The sequence below is a fragment of the Acinetobacter sp. NIPH 2699 genome (assembly GCF_022549355.1).
Taxonomy (GTDB): Bacteria; Pseudomonadota; Gammaproteobacteria; order Pseudomonadales; family Moraxellaceae; genus Acinetobacter.
In genome coordinates, this window is sequence record NZ_JAKZGL010000008.1 from 48,148 (window position 1) to 73,565 (window position 25,418).

General features: G+C 39.1%; 20 protein-coding genes. 14 read left to right on the forward strand and 6 right to left on the reverse strand.

Annotation, left to right across the window (positions count from 1 at the left end; genetic code table 11):
• Nucleotides 1-38 precede the first annotated feature (38 nt).
• The 6 genes from MMP72_RS09605 to MMP72_RS09630 all read left to right on the forward strand — a co-directional run bounded on the left by MMP72_RS09605 (nt 39) and on the right by MMP72_RS09630 (nt 12,267).
• Nucleotides 39-2,744: a BamA/TamA family outer membrane protein gene (locus tag MMP72_RS09605; protein WP_241316745.1), complete on the forward strand. Its 2,706-nt coding sequence runs from the start codon at nt 39-41 to the stop codon at nt 2,742-2,744.
• Between the two features lie 46 nt (nt 2,745-2,790).
• Entirely contained in the window at nt 2,791-7,296 is a 4,506-nt protein-coding gene (locus MMP72_RS09610; protein ID WP_241316747.1) for a translocation/assembly module TamB domain-containing protein, read from the forward strand.
• Between the two features lie 250 nt (nt 7,297-7,546).
• The gene (locus MMP72_RS09615) at nt 7,547-7,906 is read left to right on the forward strand and encodes a hypothetical protein (protein WP_241316908.1); all 360 of its coding nucleotides are present in this window, start codon (nt 7,547-7,549) and stop codon (nt 7,904-7,906) included.
• 252 nt (nt 7,907-8,158) lie between these two features.
• A complete protein-coding gene (locus MMP72_RS09620; RefSeq protein WP_241316749.1) occupies nt 8,159-10,798 on the forward strand; it encodes a bifunctional aconitate hydratase 2/2-methylisocitrate dehydratase in 2,640 nt (879 codons plus the stop codon).
• 55 nt (nt 10,799-10,853) lie between these two features.
• A complete protein-coding gene (locus MMP72_RS09625; protein WP_241316751.1) occupies nt 10,854-11,444 on the forward strand; it encodes a hypothetical protein in 591 nt (196 codons plus the stop codon).
• Nucleotides 11,445-11,649: 205 nt separating this feature from the next.
• Nucleotides 11,650-12,267 carry a LysE family translocator gene (locus MMP72_RS09630; protein ID WP_241316753.1) on the forward strand — a complete coding sequence of 206 codons (618 nt, stop codon included), beginning with the start codon at nt 11,650-11,652 and terminating at the stop codon, nt 12,265-12,267.
• A gap of 104 nt (nt 12,268-12,371) precedes the next feature.
• Here the strand turns inward: MMP72_RS09630 and MMP72_RS09635 are convergent, their stop codons facing one another.
• Complete coding sequence (locus MMP72_RS09635) at nt 12,372-13,592, reverse strand: MFS transporter (RefSeq protein WP_241316755.1); 1,221 nt, start codon at nt 13,590-13,592, stop codon at nt 12,372-12,374.
• 233 nt (nt 13,593-13,825) lie between these two features.
• Here MMP72_RS09635 and MMP72_RS09640 point away from each other — a divergent pair, with 233 nt between their 5' ends.
• Nucleotides 13,826-14,617, forward strand: a complete 792-nt coding sequence (locus tag MMP72_RS09640; RefSeq protein WP_241316756.1) for a DUF4198 domain-containing protein — start codon at nt 13,826-13,828, stop codon at nt 14,615-14,617.
• Between the two features lie 83 nt (nt 14,618-14,700).
• On the opposite strand, the gene MMP72_RS09645 is transcribed toward MMP72_RS09640, so the two are convergent.
• Nucleotides 14,701-15,366 carry an epoxyqueuosine reductase QueH gene (locus MMP72_RS09645; protein WP_241316758.1) on the reverse strand — a complete coding sequence of 222 codons (666 nt, stop codon included), beginning with the start codon at nt 15,364-15,366 and terminating at the stop codon, nt 14,701-14,703.
• Between the two features lie 354 nt (nt 15,367-15,720).
• Here MMP72_RS09645 and MMP72_RS09650 point away from each other — a divergent pair, with 354 nt between their 5' ends.
• Nucleotides 15,721-16,641, forward strand: coding sequence for a LysR family transcriptional regulator (locus MMP72_RS09650; protein WP_241316760.1), 921 nt, complete (start codon nt 15,721-15,723; stop codon nt 16,639-16,641).
• Nucleotides 16,642-16,740: 99 nt separating this feature from the next.
• Here MMP72_RS09650 and MMP72_RS09655 read toward each other — a convergent pair whose 3' ends face one another.
• Both MMP72_RS09655 and MMP72_RS09660 read right to left on the reverse strand, forming a co-directional pair.
• Nucleotides 16,741-17,196 (reverse strand): DUF441 domain-containing protein, encoded by a 456-nt coding sequence (locus MMP72_RS09655; RefSeq protein ID WP_241316763.1) that lies wholly within the window; start codon nt 17,194-17,196, stop codon nt 16,741-16,743.
• A gap of 116 nt (nt 17,197-17,312) precedes the next feature.
• Nucleotides 17,313-17,753: an Rrf2 family transcriptional regulator gene (locus MMP72_RS09660; RefSeq protein WP_241316765.1), complete on the reverse strand. Its 441-nt coding sequence runs from the start codon at nt 17,751-17,753 to the stop codon at nt 17,313-17,315.
• A 106-nt stretch (nt 17,754-17,859) separates the two neighbouring features.
• Here MMP72_RS09660 and MMP72_RS09665 point away from each other — a divergent pair, with 106 nt between their 5' ends.
• Complete coding sequence (locus MMP72_RS09665; RefSeq protein WP_241316767.1) at nt 17,860-18,738, forward strand: NAD(P)/FAD-dependent oxidoreductase; 879 nt, start codon at nt 17,860-17,862, stop codon at nt 18,736-18,738.
• A 62-nt stretch (nt 18,739-18,800) separates the two neighbouring features.
• On the opposite strand, the gene MMP72_RS09670 is transcribed toward MMP72_RS09665, so the two are convergent.
• On the reverse strand, nt 18,801-19,661 hold the full coding sequence (locus MMP72_RS09670) for an iron-containing redox enzyme family protein (RefSeq protein ID WP_241316769.1): 861 nt from the start codon (nt 19,659-19,661) through the stop codon (nt 18,801-18,803).
• Between the two features lie 451 nt (nt 19,662-20,112).
• On the opposite strand from MMP72_RS09670, the gene MMP72_RS09675 reads away from it, so the two are divergent.
• Nucleotides 20,113-20,673 carry a TetR/AcrR family transcriptional regulator gene (locus MMP72_RS09675; protein ID WP_241316772.1) on the forward strand — a complete coding sequence of 187 codons (561 nt, stop codon included), beginning with the start codon at nt 20,113-20,115 and terminating at the stop codon, nt 20,671-20,673.
• An 86-nt stretch (nt 20,674-20,759) separates the two neighbouring features.
• Here the strand turns inward: MMP72_RS09675 and MMP72_RS09680 are convergent, their stop codons facing one another.
• Nucleotides 20,760-21,539 (reverse strand): ferredoxin--NADP reductase, encoded by a 780-nt coding sequence (locus MMP72_RS09680; RefSeq protein WP_241316774.1) that lies wholly within the window; start codon nt 21,537-21,539, stop codon nt 20,760-20,762.
• A gap of 100 nt (nt 21,540-21,639) precedes the next feature.
• Here MMP72_RS09680 and tsaA point away from each other — a divergent pair, with 100 nt between their 5' ends.
• The 4 genes from tsaA to MMP72_RS09700 all read left to right on the forward strand — a co-directional run bounded on the left by tsaA (nt 21,640) and on the right by MMP72_RS09700 (nt 25,414).
• Entirely contained in the window at nt 21,640-22,374 is a 735-nt protein-coding gene (gene tsaA, locus MMP72_RS09685) for a tRNA (N6-threonylcarbamoyladenosine(37)-N6)-methyltransferase TrmO (RefSeq protein WP_241316776.1), read from the forward strand.
• A 49-nt stretch (nt 22,375-22,423) separates the two neighbouring features.
• Nucleotides 22,424-24,202, forward strand: coding sequence for a GspE/PulE family protein (locus tag MMP72_RS09690; protein ID WP_241316778.1), 1,779 nt, complete (start codon nt 22,424-22,426; stop codon nt 24,200-24,202).
• A gap of 87 nt (nt 24,203-24,289) precedes the next feature.
• A complete protein-coding gene (locus MMP72_RS09695) occupies nt 24,290-24,655 on the forward strand; it encodes a NirD/YgiW/YdeI family stress tolerance protein (RefSeq protein WP_241316780.1) in 366 nt (121 codons plus the stop codon).
• A 99-nt stretch (nt 24,656-24,754) separates the two neighbouring features.
• Nucleotides 24,755-25,414 carry a response regulator transcription factor gene (locus MMP72_RS09700; protein ID WP_241316782.1) on the forward strand — a complete coding sequence of 220 codons (660 nt, stop codon included), beginning with the start codon at nt 24,755-24,757 and terminating at the stop codon, nt 25,412-25,414.
• The last annotated feature ends 4 nt before the right edge of the window (nt 25,415-25,418 follow it).

A 25,418-nucleotide genomic window follows, 5' to 3' on the forward strand; every position in this document is an offset into this window, starting at 1 on the left:
AAAAACGATAAATTAAAAAAGTAAGTTTAGAGTACTACATGCTATCTAAATCTAAGTTTAAACAGTCAACATTAGTTCATTCTATGCATTTAATTTTTAAAATGCAGAGCTTTCCTAAACTTATTTGTAGCGGTTTTTTGATTAGTTGTTTTATATCAAATGCTTATGCAGATGATCAAGCTGCTGAGGTGACTGAAAATCAAACAATTGAGCGGATGAAAGATCAGGTGAAGGCTATTCCTGCTCCAGAAATCCCAATTCAAGCATTTCAAATAGATCAACAAAGTTACAATCCAGCACAAGACAGTATGGCTGCACTGCAACAACAGGAACAGGCAGCACATCAAATTGATGTACTGAAACCGATCGAGTTGGATGAGCGTTTAGACAATTTGCCTGTGATCACTGTTGATCAAAATATGGCAAATGAAATTTTTCAGGTGGCAGAAGATGCAAAAAATCAAGCACAGGCCCATCGAGAAGATACTGCTAAAAACACAGATATTTTAGTCAATGAGGCATCACAGACCGAATTGACCGAGATCAGTCAAGCGCCTATTAATATTAATCAGTTGATGCAAGATATCCAAACCGATAGTCAGATCATCGTTGAAGCAAATGAATCAGGGAAGACATTATCTGAATTTCAGGTTCCAACAGATCAAGCGCAAGAAAAAGTTGGTTTTTTTAAACGGATTTGGAATAGATTACGTCCAGAGAATTTGCTTGGTGCAGATAAAATTCCTCGTATTAGTGCGGATGTGACAGGTGCACCTCCGATACTTGCAGCAAATATTAAAGCTAAGCTATCGAGTTTTACTCAGGAAGCTTTCGAAGAGTTTAATGTGGCTTTGCCTCAGTTACGGGTACTGACCAATCAAGCAGCGCAAGCCGTCGGTTATTATGATGCGACCTATACCTTTGAAAAGCTGAGTGACAGCAAAGTCAAAGTGAACGTTGTGCCAAATGAACCGGTTAAAATAAAAGAACAAAATATTGAATATACGGGTGCAGGTGAAAATGTTCCTCAATTCCAAGTGATTCGTTTGATTCCTGAACAGGATGAGGGTGATATTTTCAATCATGGCATATATGAGGCGACAAAAAATAAAATTGCAACAACGGCTTCAGACAATGGTTTCTTTGATGCATTTTGGCGATTGCATGATGTTAAAATTAGCCAGCCTGAGAAAACAGCAGAAATTAATTTAAAATATGAAACAGGCGACCGTTACAAACTCAAACAAGTCGAATATAAGATGAGTGATCCGAGCAAGCCCTTACCACTAACACAGAAAGTGCTTGATAGCCTTGTTCCTTGGAAAGAGAGTGATGATTATGCTTTTTGGCGTGTCAATCTTTTAGCGAATAATTTAACCAATACTCGTTATTTTAATTACACCTTGGTTGATACCATCAAACCTGATCAAATCCAACCGCCTTTAGACTTGCCACCTGATTTGCAAGCACTGGTCGATCAACAACGTGTCGAGCAATCCCAGCTTTTAAATACGCAACAAAAAGCTGATCTAGCGCGACAGAAAGCGACCTCTGCCGAAGAAGTCACACAAGACGTTGTGGATGAATCCCAGTTCTCTGGGAGTGAACCAGCGCAAGCTTATTCTTTGGCACGAGCGATGCCTGATACTCACGACGATGAAGTTGATCGTAAAGGGCTTGAAGAACAAGCACGCTTAGAAAGAAAAATTCCTGTTGTGGTCACCTTAAATGCTGATCGCTTAAATAGTATAGAGACAGGTGTTGGTTATGGTACTGATACAGGTGCGCGTATCCGTACGCAGTATCGTCGTGCAATTGTCAATAAATATGGACATGCTTTTGATGCCAACGTTGAGGTTTCAGAAATTCGCCAATCAATAGATGGGCGCTATAGCATTCCTTATAAGCATCCATTAAATGATTACTTCAACCTTGTGGGGGGGTATGAGCGCGAAGATCGAGATGATATTGGTCCGAATATTGGTTTATTGGTTGAGTCGGCTGTTCTCGGTGGTGAGCGTGTCATTAAAAACCCACTTGGTAATTGGCAGCATACTTTTGGCTTACGTTATCGTTTGGACCGCCTAACAGAAAGAGGTAATGTTGATATTTCAGAATTACCAGATGCTTTTAGAGCAGCAGGTATAAACTCTGAGCAACAATCATTACTGTTAGGTTATGAAATTTCGAAAACAAATACCAATACACGATTAAACCCAACCAAAGGTTTTAAACAGATTTATAAGCTTGAATTAGGATCGGAATCACTCCTTTCAGATGCCAATATGGCGATTTTGGGCGCAGGTTGGAGATTTATTTACTCGCTAGGAGAAAATGAAAATCATCAATTTGTAGGACGTGGTGATGCCAGTTATATTTTTACCGATGATTTTAACAAAGTTCCTTATAATTTGCGTTTCTTTACGGGGGGCGATCAGTCCTTACGCGGATTCGATTATAAAAGTCTATCCCCAGAAATAGATGGATATAAGATTGGTGGACAGGCCTTAGGGGTTGGATCTTTAGAATATAACTATCAATTTAAAGATGGTTGGCGTGCTGCGGTTTTTTCTGACTTTGGTAATGCTTTTGATAAAGAATTTAGTAATCCAACCGAATATAGTGTAGGTGTTGGTATTCGCTGGAGATCTCCGATTGGTCCAATTCGTTTGGATGTGGCATCGGGTATTTCTAATGAAAACCGTCCGATTCGATTGCACTTCTTTATTGGTTCACAACTTTAAAGACTTTTTTATAACCCTTTAAAAGGGAAACAATTTTAGGTTCATTATGACGGAAGCAGAACAGCAACTCAAACCTCCAACTGCACCAAGACAGGAACGGCGTATTCTTCGGAGTATCGTGCTGGTGGTGCTGTTCATTCTTTTATTTTTGGTCAGCTCGTTATTTGTGATGATGTCAACAGATAAGGGCAGTCGTTTTTTACTAGATCGTGTCCTACAAGGCCAAAAAATAATTCAATACGAATATGGAAGCGGGAATTTATTAAGAGGTATTATTCTAAAAAACATTCTGGTGAAATTAGAGGCAGTTGATGTTTCTTTGGATCGTGCAGATGTTTCTTTAGGGTGGAGAGCAATATTAAACAAAGAATTACATTTGAGTCATGCCGATATTTCCAATCTAAGCATTATCAATAAAAAGCCGCCCTCAGGTAAACCGTTCGAGTTCGCGCCAATTAAACTTCCATTTGTACTTCGTATTGATAAAGCGACTGTAGATCATTTGGAAATAAAAACAACAACCTCAAAAATTGATTTTAATGATATTTATTTAAAAGATGCACTTTGGTCCGATACGAAATTAGAGTTTGAAGATTCTCGTATGGATATGGGTTATTTGGCCGTTAAAAATGCGACAGGTCAGATGGATTTTAATGGGAAATATCCTTTAGATCTAAAAGCAGATCTGATTATTCCAGCTCTAAAAAGTATTGATGTTCATACGATCAAGGTTGTGGCGACAGGCACATTAGATACCTTGAGAGCAGGTGTGGCGACTCAAACTCCAGATTTGCTGACAGGTTGGGCTGTGGTTCATCCTGTACGTGATCAGGTGCCAATGAAGGGTGCATTGTTATTCAAAAATTACCATCTTCCTATCATGAAAGAGCAAAAACTTTTTGCGAAAGACGGTATTGCTAGATTTAGTGGTGATATTGAAAAGTTGACTCTAAGCTTGGATACAGACCTGAAAGGTGAGCAACTTCCTGAAGGAAAGTATAATGCGCTTATGGAAACCGATCTTAAAAATCAACTGAATATTCAGGATTTTAACGGTCAGTTAATGGATGGTTCGGTTGGGTTAAAAGGATTTGTAAACTGGAATGAACAGGTGTCATGGGATATCAAAGGGCGATTAGATCGCTTAAACCCAAAAGACAAAACACTACCGCAAGTTGCTCAAGATTTTTTACCTCCAAGCTTAGATGCAAACATAAGTACTTCGGGTTCATTAAAAAATGGGTTAGCATTGAATGCTCAGTTGGCCTTTGATAAATATGAATCTTGGCAGGTCAAATTAAATCAGCCTGAAGAAAAGAATAATAAGCCTCAACCAATGGTGTTAGATATTGCTTGGCAAGGTATTGATCGAGCGATGCCTTATATTGGCTGGTTAAGTAGTGCAGATGGTCAAACCAATGTGACCTTACAGGAAAATCAGCAAGACATTCATCTTACAACTACTGTGAGTCCCCATGAGCAAGGTTTATTGCCAGCAGGGAAATATGATGCACAAGTTGATTTGAAATCGAATATTTTAAATGTTGAGAATTTTCTTTATCAAGCGGATAAAGGCAGTCTAACTGGACAAGCGAAGGTTAAATTACCGCATGAAAAGCAGCAATTGTCATGGCAAGCGCAACTCAAAGCACAAGACTTTAATCCTCAAACGGTCGTTGCTACAGCCCCTGTAAACTTATTGAATGGTGAGATCAAAGCGTCTGGGTTTGCAAAACCGAATCAGCAGATCATCCAACTCGAACAGATTAATTTAAAAGGGCAACTGGCACAGGCCAATCAAAAAGAAACGATTGAGTTGCAGGGGAAAAGCACAGCAACACTTATATTTGATGATGTTCAAGCTGGCGGTGGATTCAAAAGTTTTTCTGTAGATTATGACGGTTCATTAAATGCTTTAAATCAAGGCAAGGGATTATTAAAAATTAATGTCGCAGGAACACCGAGCAAGATTCAAATTAATGAGTTGAAGCATGATGGTGTGGCTGGAAAAATGTTTGCAACAGGTACGGTTGATCTTCAAGATAAGCTCGGCTGGAACATGGAAATGTCTTTAGTTCGCTTTAAGCCACAGTACTTTGTTTCTAGTCTTAAAGGTGAAGTTTCAGGTCATGTAAAAACACAAGGGGTTTGGTCAGAGCAGATCAAGCGTATTGATATTCGTCAGCTCAATGCAGCTGGTACGCTCAATAATAAAACAATACGTGGACGTGGAAATCTTTCCGTATTATTGGATTCAAACCAGACTGGTTTCTTACCGCAGCAGTTTGAAGCAAATAATTTATTTTTTGCTTATGGACAAAACCAGCTTCAAGCAACTGGAAATGCACAAAGTTTACAATTTAAAGTGAATGCGCCTGCATTATATGAGTTATATCCTAGCCTACGTGGGCGGGCTTACGGCAGTTTAAATGTGCAGTCGCAACCACGTCTACGAGCAACTGCAAATATCGCAGTCGATGACTTTGCTTTTAGTGATTTAGCAAGTGTCAAATCCTTACGTATACAAGGTGAGTTACCAACTTCAGAAACAACGCCAACGCAATTGACTGCAACATTGGATCACCTACGCAGTGGTAAACGTGAAATTGAAAAGGCGACAGTTAATTTATCGGGAACACGAAAAGCGCATCTGTTAAAACTAGAAAGTAAAAATGCTCAGACCAATTTTTATGTGCAGCTTGCTGGTGGTTTTAACCAAAACAACGATTGGTTAGGGCAAATTCAAAAAGGAAAACTTAACTCTCGTCGTATTAATTTAGTACAAAACCAAAATACTCCTGTCATCTATACAAATGCACGATCAGAGTTATATGTTGGTCAACATTGCTGGCAAAGTGCGGAAAGTCAATTATGTTTAGATCAACCTGCTCGTATCAGTAAAGAAAAAGGCAGTTTTTCATTTATTACCAAAGATTTAGACTTAAAAGACTTTGCAGCATTCATGCCCGATGGTTTGGCTGTGACAGGACAATTGAATGGTTATGCCCGTGCCTCATGGGCACAAGGCAGTCGTCCAAAACTAGATGCGAGTTTGGTGACGCGTAAAGGTGAAATCGGTTTAGCTGCTGAAGATCCACAAGATATCGCAACGACTGTGACTTACGACGAGTTAAGCTTGATCGCAAAAAGTGTGAGCGATGGATTATTGTTCCGTGTTGATATGAAAACGCCTGATATTGGCACAGGTTATGCCAATGTTGTGGTCAATCCATTTCAAAACGGTATGCCGATGCGGGGTGAGATTGCTTTTGATGATGTTCAACTGAAAATCTTTAAACCATTTATTAAAGATGTCCGTTCTATGGCAGGTACACTCGCGCTTGCAGGTAAAATTAACGGGACGCTGACGCAGCCGCAGTTTACGGGTGAAATGCGTTTGAAAAATGGTGCAATCAGTATGATTTCACTTCCTGTAAATTTAACCAATATGCAGTTGTACTCATCTATTCGCCAAGACTCTGCAAGTATTGACGGTGCATTTAACAGTGGTCAGGGGGTTGGACGTCTAAAAGGAAGCTTTGATTGGAAAGATAAACCGCATTTGGCACTGACTTTAAAAGGTGACAATCTCCTGATTCGCCAAGCGCCAATGATTACGGCGATTGTTAAACCTGACTTGAGTCTAGATGTTTACCCATTTGATCAGCGATTAAGTTTGAAAGGTACAATTGATGTGCCTCGTGCTCGAATTTCTATGCCTGAAACAACAGCAAGCGTTGTGACGCTTTCACCAGATGTACGTGTGGTTCATGAAGGACAAGATTTACTTGCAACTTTAAAAGCAGCAAAACCTTGGGATATTCGTGCGGATATGACGGTCACTTTGGGCAATCAGGTTATTTTCCAAGGCTTTGAAAGTAATATTCCATTGGTTGGCCAGCTACATTTATCACAACGCGGTTTGGAAACAGCGATGCGTGCCAATGGTGCGATTGGTGTCAGTCAAAAAGTAAAAATTGAAGCCTACGGTCAAAGCTTAGACTTGAACCGTGCGATTGCACGTTTTAATGGTCCACTTGCCAATCCAACACTTGATATTGATACCAACAAGCCTGTTCAAGGCAGTATGGTTGGGATACGCGTGACAGGAACAGCGACGGTTCCAAATATTCAAGTCTACAACGATGCAGGACTATCTGAGCAAGAAGCATTGAATGCATTATTGACTGGACGTATTAATGAGGGCAACAGCGGTCTAAGTAACACAGAAGGCTTTAAGTCAGATGTAAACAATACCATTGCAGCGGCAGGTATTAGCATGGGCTTGGGTGGTACACGCGCACTCACCAACCAAATTGGACGGACTTTTGGTTTAAGTGGTTTAGCATTGGATGCACAAGGTACGGGCGATGATACCCAAGTGAGTCTGACAGGGTATATCACACCAGATCTATTTATTCGTTATGGCGTCGGTGTATTTACCCCTGTCAATAAATTGACCTTACGTTATCAAATGAATCGCCGTTTGTATCTTGAGGCAAGTCAGTCTTTAGAACGCGCCATAGATGTATTCTATAACTGGCGATTCTAGATTTTAGCGCAGACCTGCTTTATGTAAATAAAGCAGGTTTTTTTATTTCCAGTAATAGCCCTTATGTTTGGAGGTAGAGGAGTGATTTATCTCGGTAGATGGCGTTAAATGCCAAAAGATGGGCAATACCATGTATAGTAGTGACGGATTTATAGGTTTTTATTGCGAGAGGGTCGGTTTGAAATGCACCCTTTTGCAAAATAAGTAAGTTTTAGTATGATGTGCGCATCAAATTAGCCGTAGTATGATGATGAAAAAAGTTTTGTTGATTGCAATAGGTTTAGTTTTGGTTGGCTGTGCTGAGAAAAAGCCATTAACGCCTGAAGAACAATGGCATGGCTATTGTGTCAGTGTAGGCAATGCAGCACGTTCTATTACGTTGGATCGTCAAAATGGAATTGAGCAAAAGCAAGCAATAGAACACGCAGGCAAAATTGAAGATGAAACGACACGTAAATTTATCTTTGAAATTATTGAACATGTATATGCGCTTCCAGTGGATCAAATAAAAGCGGACCCAGAGGCTATACGCGACCAGTTGAAGCAGAAATATACTGAGCAATGCGTAGCTACTCCACATGATAAACTACCGAGTTATAAATCATTTTAATGTGTGAATTGAAAAGACAACGCTGTTGTCTTTTTTTATGTTTGTAATGTTTTATTAGATTTTGATTAAGACCAAAGCGGTATTTAAAAGGTATGAACATTTCGCTATAAAATAATGGTCATCACGTAGATATACGGCAGTTGCATTAACTTTTAACGCGAAGTCTAGTAAAATTTTGCTGTCCATATTGCTTGTAAAGCTTGTACAAAGCTGGAACTTACAAGTAATTTTTTTAAGAAGAGGAATAACACTGTGCTAGAAGCTTACCGCCAACACGTTGCAGAACGTGCCGCACTCGGAGTCCCACCGAAGCCACTTGATGATGCTCAAACTGCTGAACTTGTCGCATTATTAAAAAATCCACCTGCAGGTGAAGAGGCATATCTAGTCGATTTGCTTGAAAATCGTGTTCCAGCAGGTGTTGACCAAGCTGCTTATGTAAAAGCTGCTTTCTTAGCGGCGGTTGCAAAAGGCGAAGCGACTTCTCCATTGATTACTAAAGAACGTGCTGTTTATTTACTTGGTACGATGCTTGGTGGTTATAACGTAGCACCGCTTGTTGAACTTCTTGACAATGCTGAACTTGCAGGCTTAGCTGCTGAAGCATTGAAAAAGACGCTTCTTGTATTTGATGCGTTCCATGATGTTGCTGAAAAAGCAAAAGCTGGCAATGTAAATGCAAAAGCTGTTTTACAATCTTGGGCTGATGCGGAATGGTTCACCAGCCGTGCTGACGTTCCAGAAGAAATTAAAATCACTGTGTTCAAAGTAACAGGTGAAACCAATACTGATGACTTGTCTCCTGCACAAGATGCGTGGAGTCGTCCAGATATTCCATTGCATGCGAATGCAATGTTGAAAAACGAACGTGATGGTATCAACCCTGAAAAACCAGGTGAAGTTGGTCCACTCAACCAAATTAAAGAATTGATCGCGAAAGGCAACCAAGTTGCTTACGTGGGTGACGTTGTTGGTACGGGTTCATCTCGTAAATCTGCAACTAACTCTGTGCTTTGGTTCTTTGGTGATGAACTTCCACACATTCCAAACAAAAAAGATGGTGGTGTGTGCTTAGGTTCTAAAATCGCTCCAATTTTCTTCAATACAATGGAAGATGCAGGTGCATTACCTGTAGAAATCGACGTTGCTAACATGAACATGGGCGACGAAGTTGTATTGAAAATTGATCATGCTGCTGCAAAAGTCACTGCATTCAAAGATGGTGCACAAATTTCAGAAGCAGAACTTAAAACGCCTGTACTTTTAGACGAAGTACGTGCTGGTGGTCGTATTAACTTGATCATTGGTCGTGGTTTGACTGCTAAAGCGCGTGAAGAATTAGGTTTAGAGCCTTCTACATTGTTCCGTACACCAGTACAGCCTGCTGACACTGGCAAGGGTTTCACTCAAGCTCAGAAAATGGTTGGTCGTGCATGTGGTCTAGCTGAAGGTCAAGGTATCCGTCCAGGTACTTACTGTGAACCGAGAATGACCACTGTTGGTTCTCAAGATACAACGGGACCAATGACGCGTGACGAGTTAAAAGACTTAGCTTGCTTGGGCTTCTCAGCTGACTTAGTAATGCAATCTTTCTGCCACACTGCTGCATATCCAAAACCAGTTGACGTAACAACACATCACACATTACCAGACTTCATCATGAACCGTGGTGGTGTATCTTTACGTCCAGGTGACGGTATTATCCACTCTTGGTTAAACCGTATGTTACTTCCAGATACCGTTGGTACTGGTGGTGACTCACATACACGTTTCCCAATCGGTATTTCATTCCCAGCGGGTTCTGGTCTAGTTGCTTTCGCAGCTGCGACTGGTGTTATGCCACTTGATATGCCTGAATCTATCCTTGTTAAGTTTAAAGGTAAAATGCAGCCTGGTATCACTTTACGTGACCTTGTACATGCGATCCCTTACTATGCGATTCAAGCGGGTGACTTAACTGTAGAGAAGAAAGGTAAGAAAAACATCTTCTCTGGTCGTATCCTTGAGATCGATTTGTCAGAAATGGAAAATGACTTGACTGTTGAGCAAGCATTCGAACTTTCTGATGCTTCTGCTGAGCGTTCTGCTGCGGGCTGTTCAATCACTCTTTCTGAAGCGAAAGTTGCTGAATACTTACGTTCAAACATGACCATGTTAAAGTGGATGATCGCTGAAGGTTATGGCGATGCGCGTACTATGGCACGCCGTGTAGAAAACATGCAGAAGTGGTTAGACAACCCAAGCTTGTTAAAAGCAGATGCTGATGCTGAATACACTAAAGTGTATGAAATCGATCTTGCTGACATCAAAGAACCAATTCTTTGCTGCCCTAACGATCCAGATGATGCAAAACTTCTTTCTGACGTTCAAGGCGACAAAATTGATGAAGTATTCATCGGTTCTTGTATGACCAACATCGGTCACTTCCGTGCAGCGGGTCAATTGTTAGATAAAGTACCAAGTGGTTCATTAACGACTCGTTTATGGTTGGCTCCACCAACACGTATGGACGAACATCAGTTGATGGAAGAAGGCATGTATAACATCTATGGTCGTGCTGGTGCGCGTACTGAGATGCCTGGTTGTTCATTGTGTATGGGTAACCAAGCACGTGTAGCACCGAACACCACATGTGTATCGACTTCTACTCGTAACTTCCCGAACCGTCTAGGTCAAGGTGCAAACGTTTACTTAGCGTCTGCTGAACTTGCATCTGTCGCTGCGGTTCTTGGTAAATTACCAAGTCCAGAAGAATATCAACAGTACGCGTCGCAAATCGACAGCGCATCTGCTGACATCTACAAATACTTAAACTTCGACAAGATGAGCGAATACACTAAAGAAGCTGATCAAGTTGATACTAAGAAAATCCAAGCTGCTCAGTTGACATAATCTGTTGATTTAGCTAAAAATAAGGGCTGATTAATCAGCCCTTATTTTTTGGATAATGAAAAAAAATTCAAATGTTGAAGATTATATTACTGAATTGGCAAGCATAATTCATAAGGAAGAAAAACTTGAAACATTAAAAAATGCAATTGAACAATTATTTTATGAGATATTAAAAAATTATCCTTATTTAAAATTACCTTCTTTTTCTACCATTCCAACAAAGAGTTTAGAATTTTCTGTTTGGTACCAAGATCCAAATGCAATTACAGAGACTTTGCTGATTGAACAAAATAGTTTTGCTGCATATATATGGAAATGTGATGATCAAAAGTGGTATTTAGACGATTTATATTCTGATCGCTGTGAAATTGCCAGTCAATTAATAGAAAGTATGCCTGTATTTCATTCTATTCCTGAGAATCCTAAAGAGGTTCAACATTTACTTGAAATAGGAATAATGCATTTTGATGCTATCTTATTTCCAAAGTTTTCAGAAAGAAAGCCAGAAGACTGTAGAGAAGTGCTGACATGGGATGAGCGTTTCTTATTAGTCGGTACTCAGCTGAATAACCTTAGAATCTATAGCTATGATGAATGGAAGGCTTTAATCCATCGAGAGAATATTTATTTAGCTAAAGATGACTGATGTGGTACTTTCCAGCATTCACCTAAAGTGGTGAGCCTGAACGAAACACCACACAGGCGAGATGCCTGTCATATATAGAATACGGTAAATATGGTGTTGGAAAACCTCTGATTAAATCTAAAACTTATTGTAATAATCAATAAAAAATAATTTTGATTAACTGATATAGTGGTGGAATATTTAAACAAATGAATTATTTTTCTCTATGAGTTTGCTTACTTTTTTCTCTTTTATTGTTTATTCGACTGTGACCTCAATTACGCCTGGGCCTAATAATATTATGCTTGCGGCATCTGGTTTGAACTTTGGTTTCAAAAAGAGTATTCCACATATTTTAGGAATTGGTTTTGGCTTTGGGGTGATGGTTGCACTCGTTGGTTTTGGGATAGGCGCGACTTTAGGTCAGTCGCCGCTTATGTATGAAATTCTTAAGATTGTTGGTATCACTTATTTATTGTACCTTGCTTATAAAATATATAATGCTGGCAGTGTTCAAGGCGATGCAAGCCCAGAAAAGCCATTGAACTTTATTGGCGCTGCTTTATTTCAGTGGGTCAATCCTAAAGCGTGGATTATGGCAATGGGCGCAATTGCGACTTATAGTTCGGTCGATAGCCATCTTGCTGAGTTTATTTTTATTGGTATAGTCTTTGGTTTGGTGAGTATTCCAAGTGTGGGCATTTGGGCCTATATGGGGGAACGCTTAAAATCGCTAGTCAATGATCAGAAAAAAGTTCAAATATTTAATATGTGTATGGCTTTGCTTTTGGTGATGTCTGTCATCAAACCGATTATCGACTCAGTCAAGTTCTTCTTGTATTAGGTTCTTTTGTCATTCCGCAGCTTCTAGTGGGTTCTCTTGAATATGAGTCTATTCAAGCAATCAGTGACTAGACGATAAATAACAGAAAAACTCAGAATCTGTCGTTAAGAAACGACAGATTCATTTTTTTGTGAATATTTTGCATAAGCAAGCGCGATTAATAAAATCACCAAACCACCTAAACTAAGTACGAAACCCACCCAAATCGGTGCTAACCAACCCATATTATGACTGAGTACCCAGCCACCGAGAAAAGCACCTAATGCATTGGCTAAGTTGAAGGCCGAATGATTGAGGGATGCTGCCAAAGTTTGTGCATCGCCTGCAATATCCATTAAATGTGTCTGTAATGCACTGCCTAAACCAATCACAGTAAAGCCAATTAAAAACAAGGCAGCGATAGCGGTATAGAGATTTGACATCATAAAGCTTGCCAACACAAAGGTGAGGGCAGAACTGATTAGAATTCCAATCATGGTTTTAAATAAGTGTCGATCTGCTAGCCAGCCTGCGACCAAACCACCAATCACCATACCCACACCCCAAATGGCCAATGCAATTGGCACAATGGAAATATCCGCATGCGTATATTCAGTGAGAATGGGTGAAATGTAGCTATATACCGAAAACATACCGCCAAAGCCGATTGCCCCGACCGCAAGCGTAAGCCACATATTGATATTTTTTAAACCAGCCAATTCTGCCCGAATGCTTGCAGTCTTTTGAAGCGGGATATTCGGTACAAACAAGCCCACGCCAATCAGAGTAATAAACGCAATCACGGCAGAAAATTCAAAACCTGTTTTCCAACCGAATTGTTGACCGAGCCATGTTGCGATAGGCACACCAATTACATTTGCAACAGTTAATCCCATCATCACTTGTGCAATCGCAATTGCTCGACGTTGTTTACCTGCCAATTCCGCGGCAACTAAAGCGGCAACACCAAAGTAAGCGCCATGTGGGAAGCCCGCGATAAAACGTGAAATCAGCATAGTTTCTGATGTGGTTGCGAATGCTGTGGCTGCATTTGCCAAACCGTAAAACAGCATTAAACTAAGCAATAAAGTTTTACGCGGAACTTTCGCACCCAAGATTGCAATAATTGGAGCACCAACCATCACGCCGAGCGCATAAGCACTGATGAAATAGCCTGCATGCGGGACACTCACATTTAAATCTGCGGCTATTTCTTGGATCAATCCCATGGCAACAAATTCAGTGGTGCCAATACAGAAACTACCAATAGCCAAAGAAAAAATCACAAGGAATAAAGAATAGTTTTTGGGTATATGTGGGGATATAGGAGTGCTTGGCGAAGACATGACATCTCAGAAAATATTAAAACCTGCGTATTATATCGAGCGGATTGAATAAAGGTGAAAAAGAACATAATTTTTACATTCATGCAGATCAAGGAAGACGTCTTTTGAAGCATAAAACGCAAATCTTTATGATAATTATTTTCATTTATGTATAATGCAAGGCATCAACTTATTGCTAAAACAGCTTAATCCAATGAATGCATTATTGGTGAGATAAAGGGTAGGAACGAATCGTGAAAAAATTACTAATCGCGTCATTTGTTATGATTTCAGGGTATAGCTTTGCACATGAGCCTTATGTTGCACCTGTTGCATATCAAACTACAAATACACAAGTCGCAATTGTCGCAGGTTATGCTGAAGAAGCATTGAACAGTGAATATGCTTTAAAAGATGCAAAATTCGAAATCACTGCTCCAAATCAAAGTAAGACAACCGTTGAACCTGATTCTAAACTTGGTTCTACAACGGTATTTGATTTGAAATTACCTGAGTCGGGTACTTATAGTGTGCAAACTAAAGCAAGCTATCCATTAAAATATGTACAAGATCAAAAAGAATGGAAATTATTTTTTGATCTAGCGGAAGATAAAGCACCAGCAAAGTCAGAACGTGACTATGTCATTTCTGCTGATTTAAAAGGGAAGAAAATTGCGCCAGTGGAAGTGACACGTGAATGGGCATTATTCACTTACATCACAAAAGAGAAAAGTTCGCCTGTACAATCAACTTCTGCACCGATTCAGGTGGAATTCTTAACACATCCAAATGAATTAAAAGCCAATCAAGCTGCTAAAGTTAAAGTTTCTAAAGCCAATCAGCCTTTATCAAATGCTGAGGTGGTTGTCCGTGCCAAAGGTGCAACTGAAGAACAGGCTAAAACTTTAAAAGCCAATACTGATGGAACAGTGGATCTCGTTTTCCCAAGTACAGGTGAATATCTTGTAGAAGTGAGTGAAGTCGTTGACGCTAAGAAAAAACCAACGAATCAATTTTATAGCATCATTAGTTTGTCGGTAAACTAAGAAGCATAAAGGCTAATCCTTAGAATGGATTAGCCTTTTATTTTCGATCAATTTTTTGCTTCTAATTCTATCTATTAGCCCGATTAATTTTGTTCATTATCCATCGCATTACTATAAAACTTTACACCAAGCTTAATTCGATCACGTCCATTGCCCATACGCCAGCGATTGGTATCTCTTAATGAATAGACACAGCCACAATATTCTTGCTGATAAAATTCTTCACGTTTACTGACTTCCAGCATCCGTACAGCACCACCGTTTTTACGCCAGTTATAGTCCCAATATTGCATTTCTGGATAATGAGATGCAGCTCGAATACCACAGTCATTGATTTGCTGCATATTCTTCCAACGCGAAATACCTAAAGCACTACTAATTAAGCTAAAGCCGTGTTCATGAGCATAGAGTGCAGTTCTTTCAAAACGCATATCAAAACACATGGTACAGCGAATACCTTTCTCTGGTTCATTCTCCATACCTTTGGCACGTTCAAACCAATTGTCGGTATCATAATCACAGTCAATGAAAGGGATATTATGTTTCTCCGCGAAACGAATATTTTCTTCTTTACGAATCAGATATTCCTTAACGGGATGGATGTTTGGATTATAAAAAAAGATCGAAAAATTGATACCTGACTCTATTAAGGTTTCCATGACTTCACCTGAGCAGGGCGCACAACATGAATGTAGTAATAATTTATCGTGACCTTCAGGTAGTGTGAGTTTTTTGCGTTCAAGGGTCATGGCAAACAAAATAAATAAGTGAATAGTCGAATATTGTAAAAGTTTTATGATGATATTAAGTTTGAATTAGATGAAATATTCTCAGGTTAAACTGAATTTTTCTAATAAGAAATGCCTCGACATGAAGGGAATCAAGAATATGCATTTGAATCGACATAATATACGCTCAACTTGTAAGATTAATAACTTTCATTTGATGCAGCAATAATCAAATAAAATTCAAGTTGAGGTAGGCTAATGAATTTTATGCTAAGATGAATTAAATTCATTAAACTACTTATGTTCTTTTGTGATTTTACAGCATCGTTGTAAGTCTTGCATTTGGGCAAAGCATTGCTTTTCTGGTCGTCACACATGTTAGAACTTCGTCATTTAAAAACGCTGATTGCTTTAAGAGAGCATGGTTCATTGGTTGCTGCTGCTGCTGACCTTTGTCTTACCCCTTCAGCAATTTCCCATCAGCTCAAAGAGCTTGATCATTGGTATGGTATAGAAGTGGTGAACCGCCGTAGTCGTCCTGTGACTTTTTCTAATGTTGGAGAACGCCTACTGAAACTTGCGGATGATGTATTGCCTCAAGTGCAAATTACTCAAACTGACATTGCGCGTATCGTACATGGACAAACAGGGCGGATTATTTTCTCATCTGAATGCCATAGTTGTTTTGATTGGTTAATGCCTTTATTAAACCAATATCGCCATCAATATCCTGATGTTGATTTGGATTTTGCAGCAGGTTTCGAATCAAACCCACATGAGTTACTGCAAAATGCGGAATTCGATTTGTTGATTACCGCTGATCCAATTGCACTCAAGGGGATTGAATATTTCCCAATCTTTGAATATGAGTCACGTTTAGTATTATCGAATACTCATCCTTTTGTTCGTGCAGAACATGTTTCTGTAGAAGATTTGGCAGAAGAAACCTTAATTACATATCCCGTTGATAAGCATCGTTTGGATATCATGGCGCATTTGTTTATCCCTGCAAATATTCAGCCTAAACATATACGAACCACCGATTTGACACAGATGTTGATTCAGCTCGTTGCAAGTGGGCGAGGTATCGCTGCACTACCTGACTGGGTGGTGAATGAATATGAGCAGAAAGGTTGGGTGGTCAGTCGTCGTTTGAATTGTGTTTCACCTCAAGGATTAAGACGTACTCTGTATGCTGGCTATCGATCTGAGGATAAAGAAAAGAATTATTTTGAAGGCTTTTTAAAACAGTTAGAAAAATTCTCGCAGAAACGTACTGTTTATTATGAAAGATAGTTAAAACAATCATCTGTTGAGCGGGTAGTGAATGAGATAGATTTTGTTTCTGAACTACCTGTTAGACGGATTTCTATCAAAACGGATGTGTTCCGAATATTAAGATTTTCCAATAAAGACAGATAAAATCCCTGCGGCGATCAGCGGGCCAACAGGAACACCACGAAGTAACGCAACGCCTGCTACAGTCCCAATCAATAACCCAGCGACGACATCAGGTTGGTTACTCATGAGTTTGACACCTCGGCCACCTAACCAAGCAACCAATAGCCCAATGGCAATCGCCAATAATGATTTAAAGCTAATAAAAGATTTTAAAATACTTTCTCCACTCAGTTGACCACTTGCAATAGGTGCGAGCACACCGATGGTGAGAATAATAACGCCAATATTTAAGCCATGTTGTTGGATATAAGGAAAAAATTGATCTAACGGAGTAAGTTTTACTAGAATCAATACCGCAGTTGCGATCGTCACCGCTGTATTATGACTAAAAACACCGACACCTAATAAGATGAGCAGAACCAATAGATTGATATCTAGTTGCGAAAACATATCGTGTTCATTTGAAAATAAAGTTGAATTGTAGCGTATCTTACAGCCGTTTTTTTAGTTTTTCGGTTAGGTAAACAAGTTTTGCTGTAATGAGCTTAATGTCACATAGTGAAGTATCAAGCTTTATCTATTCTATTTTTACAGATTTGATCAAATTGGAATGCAAGATCCGCGAGTGTGGTCGATTTTAACCGCGTAAGGAGGATTGTTTGTGCTTGTTGCATCGCATCTTCTAAAGCTGCATTTACGACACGTTCTACACCACAATCAGGATTTTCTCTTTCATTACCAATAGCAAAAATCGTTGGTTCACCAACTGCGTTATAAATATCCAGTAAGGTGATTTTTTCTAAGTCGACGATAAGATGCCAGCCACCTTTCGGTCCTTTTTCTGATTGGATAAAACCAGCAGATTTTAATCCAGCCATCGTACGTCTAACCACTACGGCATTGGTTGAAAGCATGTGTGCGATTTCTTCCGACGTAAAAATTTTATTCTGTCGAGCCATATGAAGTAGCACATGGAGCATACGAGAAAGTTTACTGTCAGTACGCATAGGATAAAGATCAAATGTTAAAATGGATTATTAATGTAACATTAAAAGTTGCAAATATAAATAGAAAGTATTAATGTAACTTTAAAAGTTACTTATTGGTGTAAAAATGAATTACGATGTTGCAATTATTGGTGGAAGTTATGCAGGTTTGGCAGCTGGTTTGCCCTTAGGTCGTGCTCGAAGAAAGGTTGTCGTCATTGATGCAGGACAGCGTAGAAATCGTTTTGCAGATTATTCACATGGCTTTCTTACACAAGATGGAACGCCAGCAAGTGAAATTGCCCAGATCGGGAAGCAACAATTACTACAGTATAAAACGGTTGATTGGATGGATGGATCTGTCAAACGAATTGAAAGAAAGGATGATAACTTTCATCTTTGTATTGATGGCACACATGCAGTCAGTGCTAAAAGGATCATTATAGCAACAGGGGTGAAAGATCAACTACCTGAAATTAAGGGGCTTGCAGAGCGGTGGGGCAAACGTATTTTTCATTGTCCATATTGTCATGGTTATGAACTAAACCAAGGAAATATTGGCATTATTGCAAGCTCAGAGCACTCTGCACATATGGCGATGATGTTACCTGAATGGGGCAGTGTTACTTTCTTTTTAAATGGTCATTCTCTTGAAACAGAGATACAAACACAACTCATTGAACGGGGTGTTGTGATTGAGCAAAGGTCGATCACAGAAATTAATGAAAAGAGTACGGTTTTACTTTCAGATAATGAACGTATCAAACTTGATGGAATCTTTGTCACAAGCCAATGTTTAATTTCCCAAGATTGGATACTGAATTTAGGTTGTGAAATAGAGCAAAATGTAATGGGCGAAATGATTAAAACCAATGCTCTAAAAGAAACATCTGTCGCTGGTATTTTCGCCTGCGGAGATGTGGCGCGATTGGGTGGTTCGGTGTCACTCGCTGTGGGGGATGGAACAATGGCTGGTGTTGCAGCTCATCGATCGCTTATATTTTAACTAAAATTTAAAGGTCATGTTCCATTGAATCATATGGAGATGACCTTTGATTGGTTTTAAATTTAAGCTAACTTTCTGTTCGCTTCATATTGATAGCTTGCGATTTGTTCATCCCAAAATTGCTGCCACAGATCACAGTACTCAAAACAAATTTTCCGAATAGCTGCATAATCATCTCCAGTACAGGCTTGAGCGAGGACAAACCATAAATCGTCTTCATGGTCATCGTCTGCGCCTTCAGATGATGTATCATCTGATACCCCATGCACATGGTAATATCCGCTACTTACATCAAAACCAACAGAATGAGTTGCTTGACGCAGTGCGGGGCTAAATAAAATGACTTCTTCTTCTGCAACAGCTAATAATGCTGTAACTGCACGATAAGAATGAAAAGAGTTTTCTAGATATGACCGAACTTTTTGCGCGATGATAGAAGGTAAATAGTTATTACGTTCCTCTTGTGTTAATTCAAAATCATCAAGCACATCTTCAAATAATGGATAATGTGCATATTCTGGATTACCAGAGTAATATTCGTCTTTATCCAGTGCAGGACGGAAACCAAACTCATCTAAAATATTAAGATTTAATAAAAAACGAGGATACATTTTAGAGCCTGATAATAGGCGAGGTTCTAATTGTTTAGTTTGGAATTGTGCCATTAGCAAAGCATCAGTAAATACTTGCACAATTGCATGGCGATATTCTAAATGAATATGTTTTAAGGTCTCCTTATCAATTAAACCGTCATTTAAAAGTTGGATGGCTGGGTGTTTCGATACAGGGTGATTTGAAATTTCTGCTCTTAATGTCTTCAGAAAATTCACATTGTTGTTCCATGCATCGGCAGAAATACTATTTCTCATTCCGTCTATAGCTTTCTGTCTAGGGTTGTCAAAGTTTTCAAATTTTTTTGGCATAGTTTTTACTCAATGAATTAATAAATATTATTGCTTTTCCAATGGTATAGTTCGATTTTTTTGGTTGATTATGAATATAGCTATTGACCCAACCAAAGATATTTTTATTGGATAATTTAAATATAAGATGAATTTTTTGTGAAATCAATTTATTCAATACGCTAAATAATAGTGATTTAGATTAATAATTAATCAAAACTGTACTAAAAGGTGAATTGCTGCACAAAATATTTAATTTTTTTTGTAAAGTAGAAAAATATTTTTACAAATCAGCTTGTTTATAGCCTCATTTTTGCTTAATTTATAAGAGAGGTAATAAGGAAAAATTTATATTTTCTGTAATGATCTTAAAATAATATGAAAAAGCATGGTTGCCAGAATTGTCCAGCATATAAACTGTGCCTAAATAATACATTAATTTTTTTTAAAGAATTCTAAAAAGGATAATAAAATGTCAAAAAAAGAAGATATTATTGCAACGGCGCTCACCCTGTTTAATCGTCATAGTTTTAGTTCAGTAGGTGTAGATCGAATTATTGCGGAGTCAAACGTTGCAAAAATGACGTTCTATAAATACTTTCCTTCCAAAGAAAATCTGATCGAAGAATGTTTATCTCGAAGAAATAAAAGTATTCAAGAGGCTATAGAGAAAGAAATTAATTTACTCAATGAAGATGATTACTTGGGTAAAATTAAAGCAGTCTATTTTTGGCATTTGGGGTGGTTCAATTCAGATGATTTTCATGGATGCATGTTTCAAAAGGCATCATTGGAAATTTTACAACAGTACCCATCGATTCTTGGCCCAATTGTGGCGTATAGAGAGTGGTTAATGGGATTGCTTGAGGACTTGTTTGAAAAAGCCAAGGTTTATCAACCTCATGTGCTGACATCGATGTATGTTAATATTTTAGATGGTATGACTGCGTATGCAAAAGTCACCAAAGATCACACCGAAATTGAAGAGTGTTGGTACTATATTGAACGATTAATTACGTTGGATGCGGCTTGAATCAAAAGTTTTAAACTGGATTTTTATATGCCGAAGAAAAAAAACCGAGTCAATTGACTCGGTTTCTTTTATATTTCATTTAAAAGTTACTTCTCAACGAAAGCACGTTCGATCACATAATCGCCCATTACACCCATACGAGGTGATTCTACTAAGCCATGCTGATCAAGTAGCGCAGCAACATCTTTTAGGAACGCTGGGCTACCACATAACATTGCACGGTCAGTTTCACGATTAAAACGAGGTAAACCAATTTTTTCAAAGAGTTGACCTGTTTCAATCGCTGTTGTTACACGCCCTTGAGTATGGAAAGGTTCACGCGTTACAGTTGGGTAGTAAATCAGTTTATCTTTGATGCCTAATTCTTCAAAGAACTCATGATTTGGAAGCTCATTAAGGATAAGGTCTTGGTAAGCAAGTTCTGAAATATAACGTGTGCCATGCACCATGATAACTTTCTCAAACTTTTCGTAAGTTTCTGGGTCACGAAGTAGAGAAAGGAATGGTGCAAGCCCTGTACCAGAAGATAAAAGATATAAGTTTTTACCTGGTAACAAATCATCGTGTACTAAAGTACCTGTCGGTTTTTTAGAAATCAGGATTTCGTCGCCCACTTGTACTTTTTGTAAGATAGAGGTCAGTGGACCGTCTTGGACTTTAATTGAGAAGAATTCTAACTCTTCTTCATAATTCGCACTTGCGATCGAATAAGCACGCATCAAAGGCTTACCGTTCACTTCAAGTCCGATCATCACGAACTGACCATTTTTAAAACGTAGGCTCGTATCGCGTGTTGTTTTAAAACTGAAAAGAGTGTCATTCCAGTGGTGAACATGAGTAATGCGTTCAACGTTAAAAGCAGCCATTAAAGGTCTCGATCACAGATAAAAGAAACAGATTGCTATTCTAATCTAAAATCATTCTCGATAAACTGAATATATTTAATTGTGTTTATCAGAAAAAGTGATGAGTAATTCTGTAATGATGCCGATTATCGGTTATATGCACTCTCCCTATCGGGAGAAATTTGGTATTCCAAGGCAGCCGAATTTGGTACAAATCGAGTCATACATAGAGATGACTGAACCTTATAATGATATTTTGGCGTTTGAGGGAATAGATGGCTTTAGCCATTTGTGGTTGCTGTGGCAGTTTCATGAGAATAAACAGAATGATAGGGATCTCACTCAAACGGCTAAATTTCGTGCACAAGTCCGACCACCACGTCTCGGTGGCAACCAAAAAATAGGTGTTTTTGCCACAAGAAGTATGTATCGTCCATCGCCAATCGGTTTATCTGTGGTTCGTTTTCTTCGTGTCGAGAAGCGTGGCAAAACGATTCGTTTGTATGTGACGGGCAGTGATTTATTACATGGCACACCGATTCTTGATATTAAACCTTATATTCATTATTCAGATGCAATTGAGACGTCTATCAGTGGTTATGCTCAAGATGAGCCAAGTCGTAAGGACGTGATCTGGACGCAAACTGCACAACTACAGCAGCAACACTTGTTAAATCAAACAATTCTGCATAAAAAGATATTCGATGAACTTGAACAAGTGTTATCTTTAGATCCTCGTCCAGCGTATCAAGAAGATACTGAACGGGTATATGGAATGTGTTTTGCTCACTTGAATATTTGTTTTACAGTCGATGAAAACAATGTCACAGTTGTGAGTGTGGAACAGTCTACATAATTTAATTTAAAAAATATAAATGATTCATGTATTTGGGGAAATTACGGTCATGCAAGCTCAGGCAAAATTTGCGAACTTTTCTTTTACGATTGATGTGACTTGGTGCTTAGAGCAACTACAAAAAGATGGTCGTATTACTGAACGAGATAAGTTGTTAATTCAAACCACACATCGTCAAAAAGAACAATTAAAATGGCATCCATTACAGTGGATTGCCAATTTTAACTTAAAAGATCAGTTGAATCTTGCTGCAACATTAACATTACATCGTTTGTGTCAATGGTTGGCGGAAAAAGCCACTTTGCCCTTATTTGTGATTGATCCCTTAAAAGCGGATGTCGCTGCTTTAACCAGTGTGATGTCGCAAGAGTTCGCTGTTAGAAATCATATTTTAGCTGTAGAAGTACATGCTGATCGGATTTTGATTGGTACGGATCAGCCTTTTAGCTCGGAATGGGAAAATAACTTACAGCGTAGCTTGGCGCCCAAAAGGATTGAGCGGGTTTTATTGAACCCTGAACAGTTGCAGCGATATTTACATGAATATTATCAAGTCAGTCGTGCTGTAAACTCGTCACAGAATACCAGTGCTTTTGATCGTGATAATAAAGGCGTGGAAGCCTTATTACAGTTAGGCGATACACAGAACCCTGATGCGAATGATCAACATATTGTGAAGCTGGTAGATTGGGTCTTACAGTTTGCATTTGAGCAGGGTGCGAGTGATATTCACCTAGAGCCGCGAAAAGATAAGGGTAAGGTACGTTTCCGTATAGATGGTGTGTTACATACCATCTATAACATGCCAGCCAATACACTGACCGCAGTGATTTCACGTATCAAAATCTTAGGTCGAATGAATGTTGCGGAAAAACGTAAACCACAAGATGGACGTTTAAAAACACGCACGCCCAAAGGGCAAGAAACTGAGTTGCGTCTTTCGACTCTGCCCACCGCATTTGGCGAAAAGTTGGTGATGCGTATTTTCGATCCAGAAGTCTTGGTTCGTAGTTTTCAGCAGCTTGGTTTTGAGGGGCACTTATTACAAAGCTGGCAGCAATTAACACAGCATAGTCATGGCATTATCTTGGTGACAGGACCGACAGGTTCGGGCAAAACCACAACCTTATATTCTTCGTTAAAACAACTGGCAACCGAACAAGTCAACGTGTGCACCATTGAAGACCCAATTGAGATGTTGGAGCCGAGTTTTAACCAAATGCAGGTAAATCCTAATATTGAACTGGGCTTTGCAGATGGTGTACGCGCCTTAATGCGACAAGATCCAGATATTATTATGGTTGGTGAGATTCGTGACCATGATACGGCTAATATGGCCATTCAAGCTGCACTCACTGGGCATTTGGTGTTATCCACGCTCCATACCAATGATGCACCATCCAGCTTGACTCGTTTACATGATTTAGGTGTACAGCCATTTTTAACCGCAGCGACGATACTCGGTGTACTTGCACAGCGTTTAGTGCGCCAACTGTGCCCGCACTGTAAGCAACAAACTGCGATCAATGAGCAGGAATGGGAACACTTAACATTTGACTACATCATGGATATGCCAACGACCATGTATAAAGCTGTTGGTTGTGAAGTATGCCGCCAGACGGGATACAAAGGGCGAGTGGGTATTTATGAATTTATGCCTGTAAGTTTGGAGTTGAAAACACAGATTAGTGCAAATGGCACCTTAAATGATCTGAAAGCGCAAGCGAAAAAAGAAGGGGTTGAACCTTTAAGAATTGCGGGGGCACGTAAAGTCATAGACGGTGTAACGACTTTAGAGGAAGTTTTGAGAGTTGTTCCGTTAAACTAGTTAAATTTGCGATCTTCAGATTCACCTCATCTTGGTTTGTTTAAATAATAACATCGAAATGATGAAATCAAAAATGAGGACATGAATATGAACGTATTTTCAAAAGTTGCGGTAATGGCGAGTTTGGTCGGTGCAACGACAATGGTTGCAGCAAATACTGGTGCAGTAAATCAACAAGCTTTGCCTCCTACACAGATGAGCACGGTGCAGCAAGCGTTAACCTTCAAGGATGACACACCTGTAAAACTTAAAGGGTATGTGGTCAAAGCAATTGGTGATGAAAAATACCAGTTCAGTGACCAAACAGGCAGCATCACAGTCGATATTGATGATGAGTTATGGCAAGGTAAGCCAATCTCAGCTAAAACACCAGTGACTATCATTGGTGAAATTGATATTGATTACAAACCTAAGAAACGTGTTGAAGTTGATGTCGATCAGGTCCAGTTCTAAACATTAACTAGCAAAAAACCACATGAATCATTCATGTGGTTTTTTTGTTTATGGTTTATTTTAAGATGAATCTTAAAGATGAAAAGAGGGTATTGTTGTATGCGAATTTTATTGGCTGAAGATGATGTCTCTCAGGCTGAAAGTATAAAAGACTGGCTAGAAATGGATGGCTATAGTGTTGATTGGGTTGAGCGCGGCGATTACGCCATTTTAGCAATAGAACAACATCAGTATGACTGTGTCTTACTGGATCGAGGTTTACCGCAAGCATCTGGTGATGACATTCTCAAAACCATTCGCCGACAAAATTTAAAAACGCCTGTCATTTTTATCACGGCTAAAGATCACATCCATGATCGAGTTGAAGGTTTAGATCTTGGTGCCAATGACTATCTAGTTAAGCCTTTCAACTTAGAGGAGTTATCGGCAAGGGTTCGCTCTCAACTCCGCCAGCATCAGGCTGAAGCTGGTCAATATCTCAATTTCGCGGATCTTAAACTTGATCCACAAGCAAAAACACTGACGCAGGCGGGTCAAGCAGTCAATTTAACGGCCAAAGAATTTCAAATTTTGTATAAATTAATGCAAAAGCCTGATCATATTTTGACGCGGGAACAATTAGAAGAATCTTTATATGCTTGGGGAGAGGAAATTGAAAGCAATGCAATTGAGGTGTTTATTTACCAGATTCGAAAAAAAATTGGCGGGCAATATATAAAAACTGTCCGTGGTTTGGGTTATCGCATGCATCAGGAATAAAACA

Bases quoted from the DNA above. Each gene is read 5' to 3' on its own strand.
- MMP72_RS09655 (WP_241316763.1), bottom strand. From the start codon at position 17,196: ATGTTTTCGCAACTAGATATCAATCTATTGGTTCTGCTCATCTTATTA.
- MMP72_RS09695 (WP_241316780.1), top strand. From the start codon at position 24,290: ATGAACGTATTTTCAAAAGTTGCGGTAATGGCGAGTTTGGTCGGTGCA.
- MMP72_RS09680 (WP_241316774.1), bottom strand. From the start codon at position 21,539: ATGGCTGCTTTTAACGTTGAACGCATTACTCATGTTCACCACTGGAAT.
- MMP72_RS09630 (WP_241316753.1), top strand. From the start codon at position 11,650: ATGAGTTTGCTTACTTTTTTCTCTTTTATTGTTTATTCGACTGTGACC.
- MMP72_RS09660 (WP_241316765.1), bottom strand. From the start codon at position 17,753: ATGCGTACTGACAGTAAACTTTCTCGTATGCTCCATGTGCTACTTCAT.
- MMP72_RS09635 (WP_241316755.1), bottom strand. From the start codon at position 13,592: ATGTCTTCGCCAAGCACTCCTATATCCCCACATATACCCAAAAACTAT.
- MMP72_RS09615 (WP_241316908.1), top strand. From the start codon at position 7,547: ATGAAAAAAGTTTTGTTGATTGCAATAGGTTTAGTTTTGGTTGGCTGT.
- MMP72_RS09690 (WP_241316778.1), top strand. From the start codon at position 22,424: ATGCAAGCTCAGGCAAAATTTGCGAACTTTTCTTTTACGATTGATGTG.
- MMP72_RS09625 (WP_241316751.1), top strand. From the start codon at position 10,854: ATGAAAAAAAATTCAAATGTTGAAGATTATATTACTGAATTGGCAAGC.
- MMP72_RS09665 (WP_241316767.1), top strand. From the start codon at position 17,860: ATGAATTACGATGTTGCAATTATTGGTGGAAGTTATGCAGGTTTGGCA.
- MMP72_RS09645 (WP_241316758.1), bottom strand. From the start codon at position 15,366: ATGACCCTTGAACGCAAAAAACTCACACTACCTGAAGGTCACGATAAA.
- MMP72_RS09610 (WP_241316747.1), top strand. From the start codon at position 2,791: ATGACGGAAGCAGAACAGCAACTCAAACCTCCAACTGCACCAAGACAG.
- MMP72_RS09675 (WP_241316772.1), top strand. From the start codon at position 20,113: ATGTCAAAAAAAGAAGATATTATTGCAACGGCGCTCACCCTGTTTAAT.
- MMP72_RS09700 (WP_241316782.1), top strand. From the start codon at position 24,755: ATGCGAATTTTATTGGCTGAAGATGATGTCTCTCAGGCTGAAAGTATA.
- tsaA (WP_241316776.1), top strand. From the start codon at position 21,640: ATGAGTAATTCTGTAATGATGCCGATTATCGGTTATATGCACTCTCCC.
- MMP72_RS09670 (WP_241316769.1), bottom strand. From the start codon at position 19,661: ATGCCAAAAAAATTTGAAAACTTTGACAACCCTAGACAGAAAGCTATA.
- MMP72_RS09650 (WP_241316760.1), top strand. From the start codon at position 15,721: ATGTTAGAACTTCGTCATTTAAAAACGCTGATTGCTTTAAGAGAGCAT.
- MMP72_RS09605 (WP_241316745.1), top strand. From the start codon at position 39: ATGCTATCTAAATCTAAGTTTAAACAGTCAACATTAGTTCATTCTATG.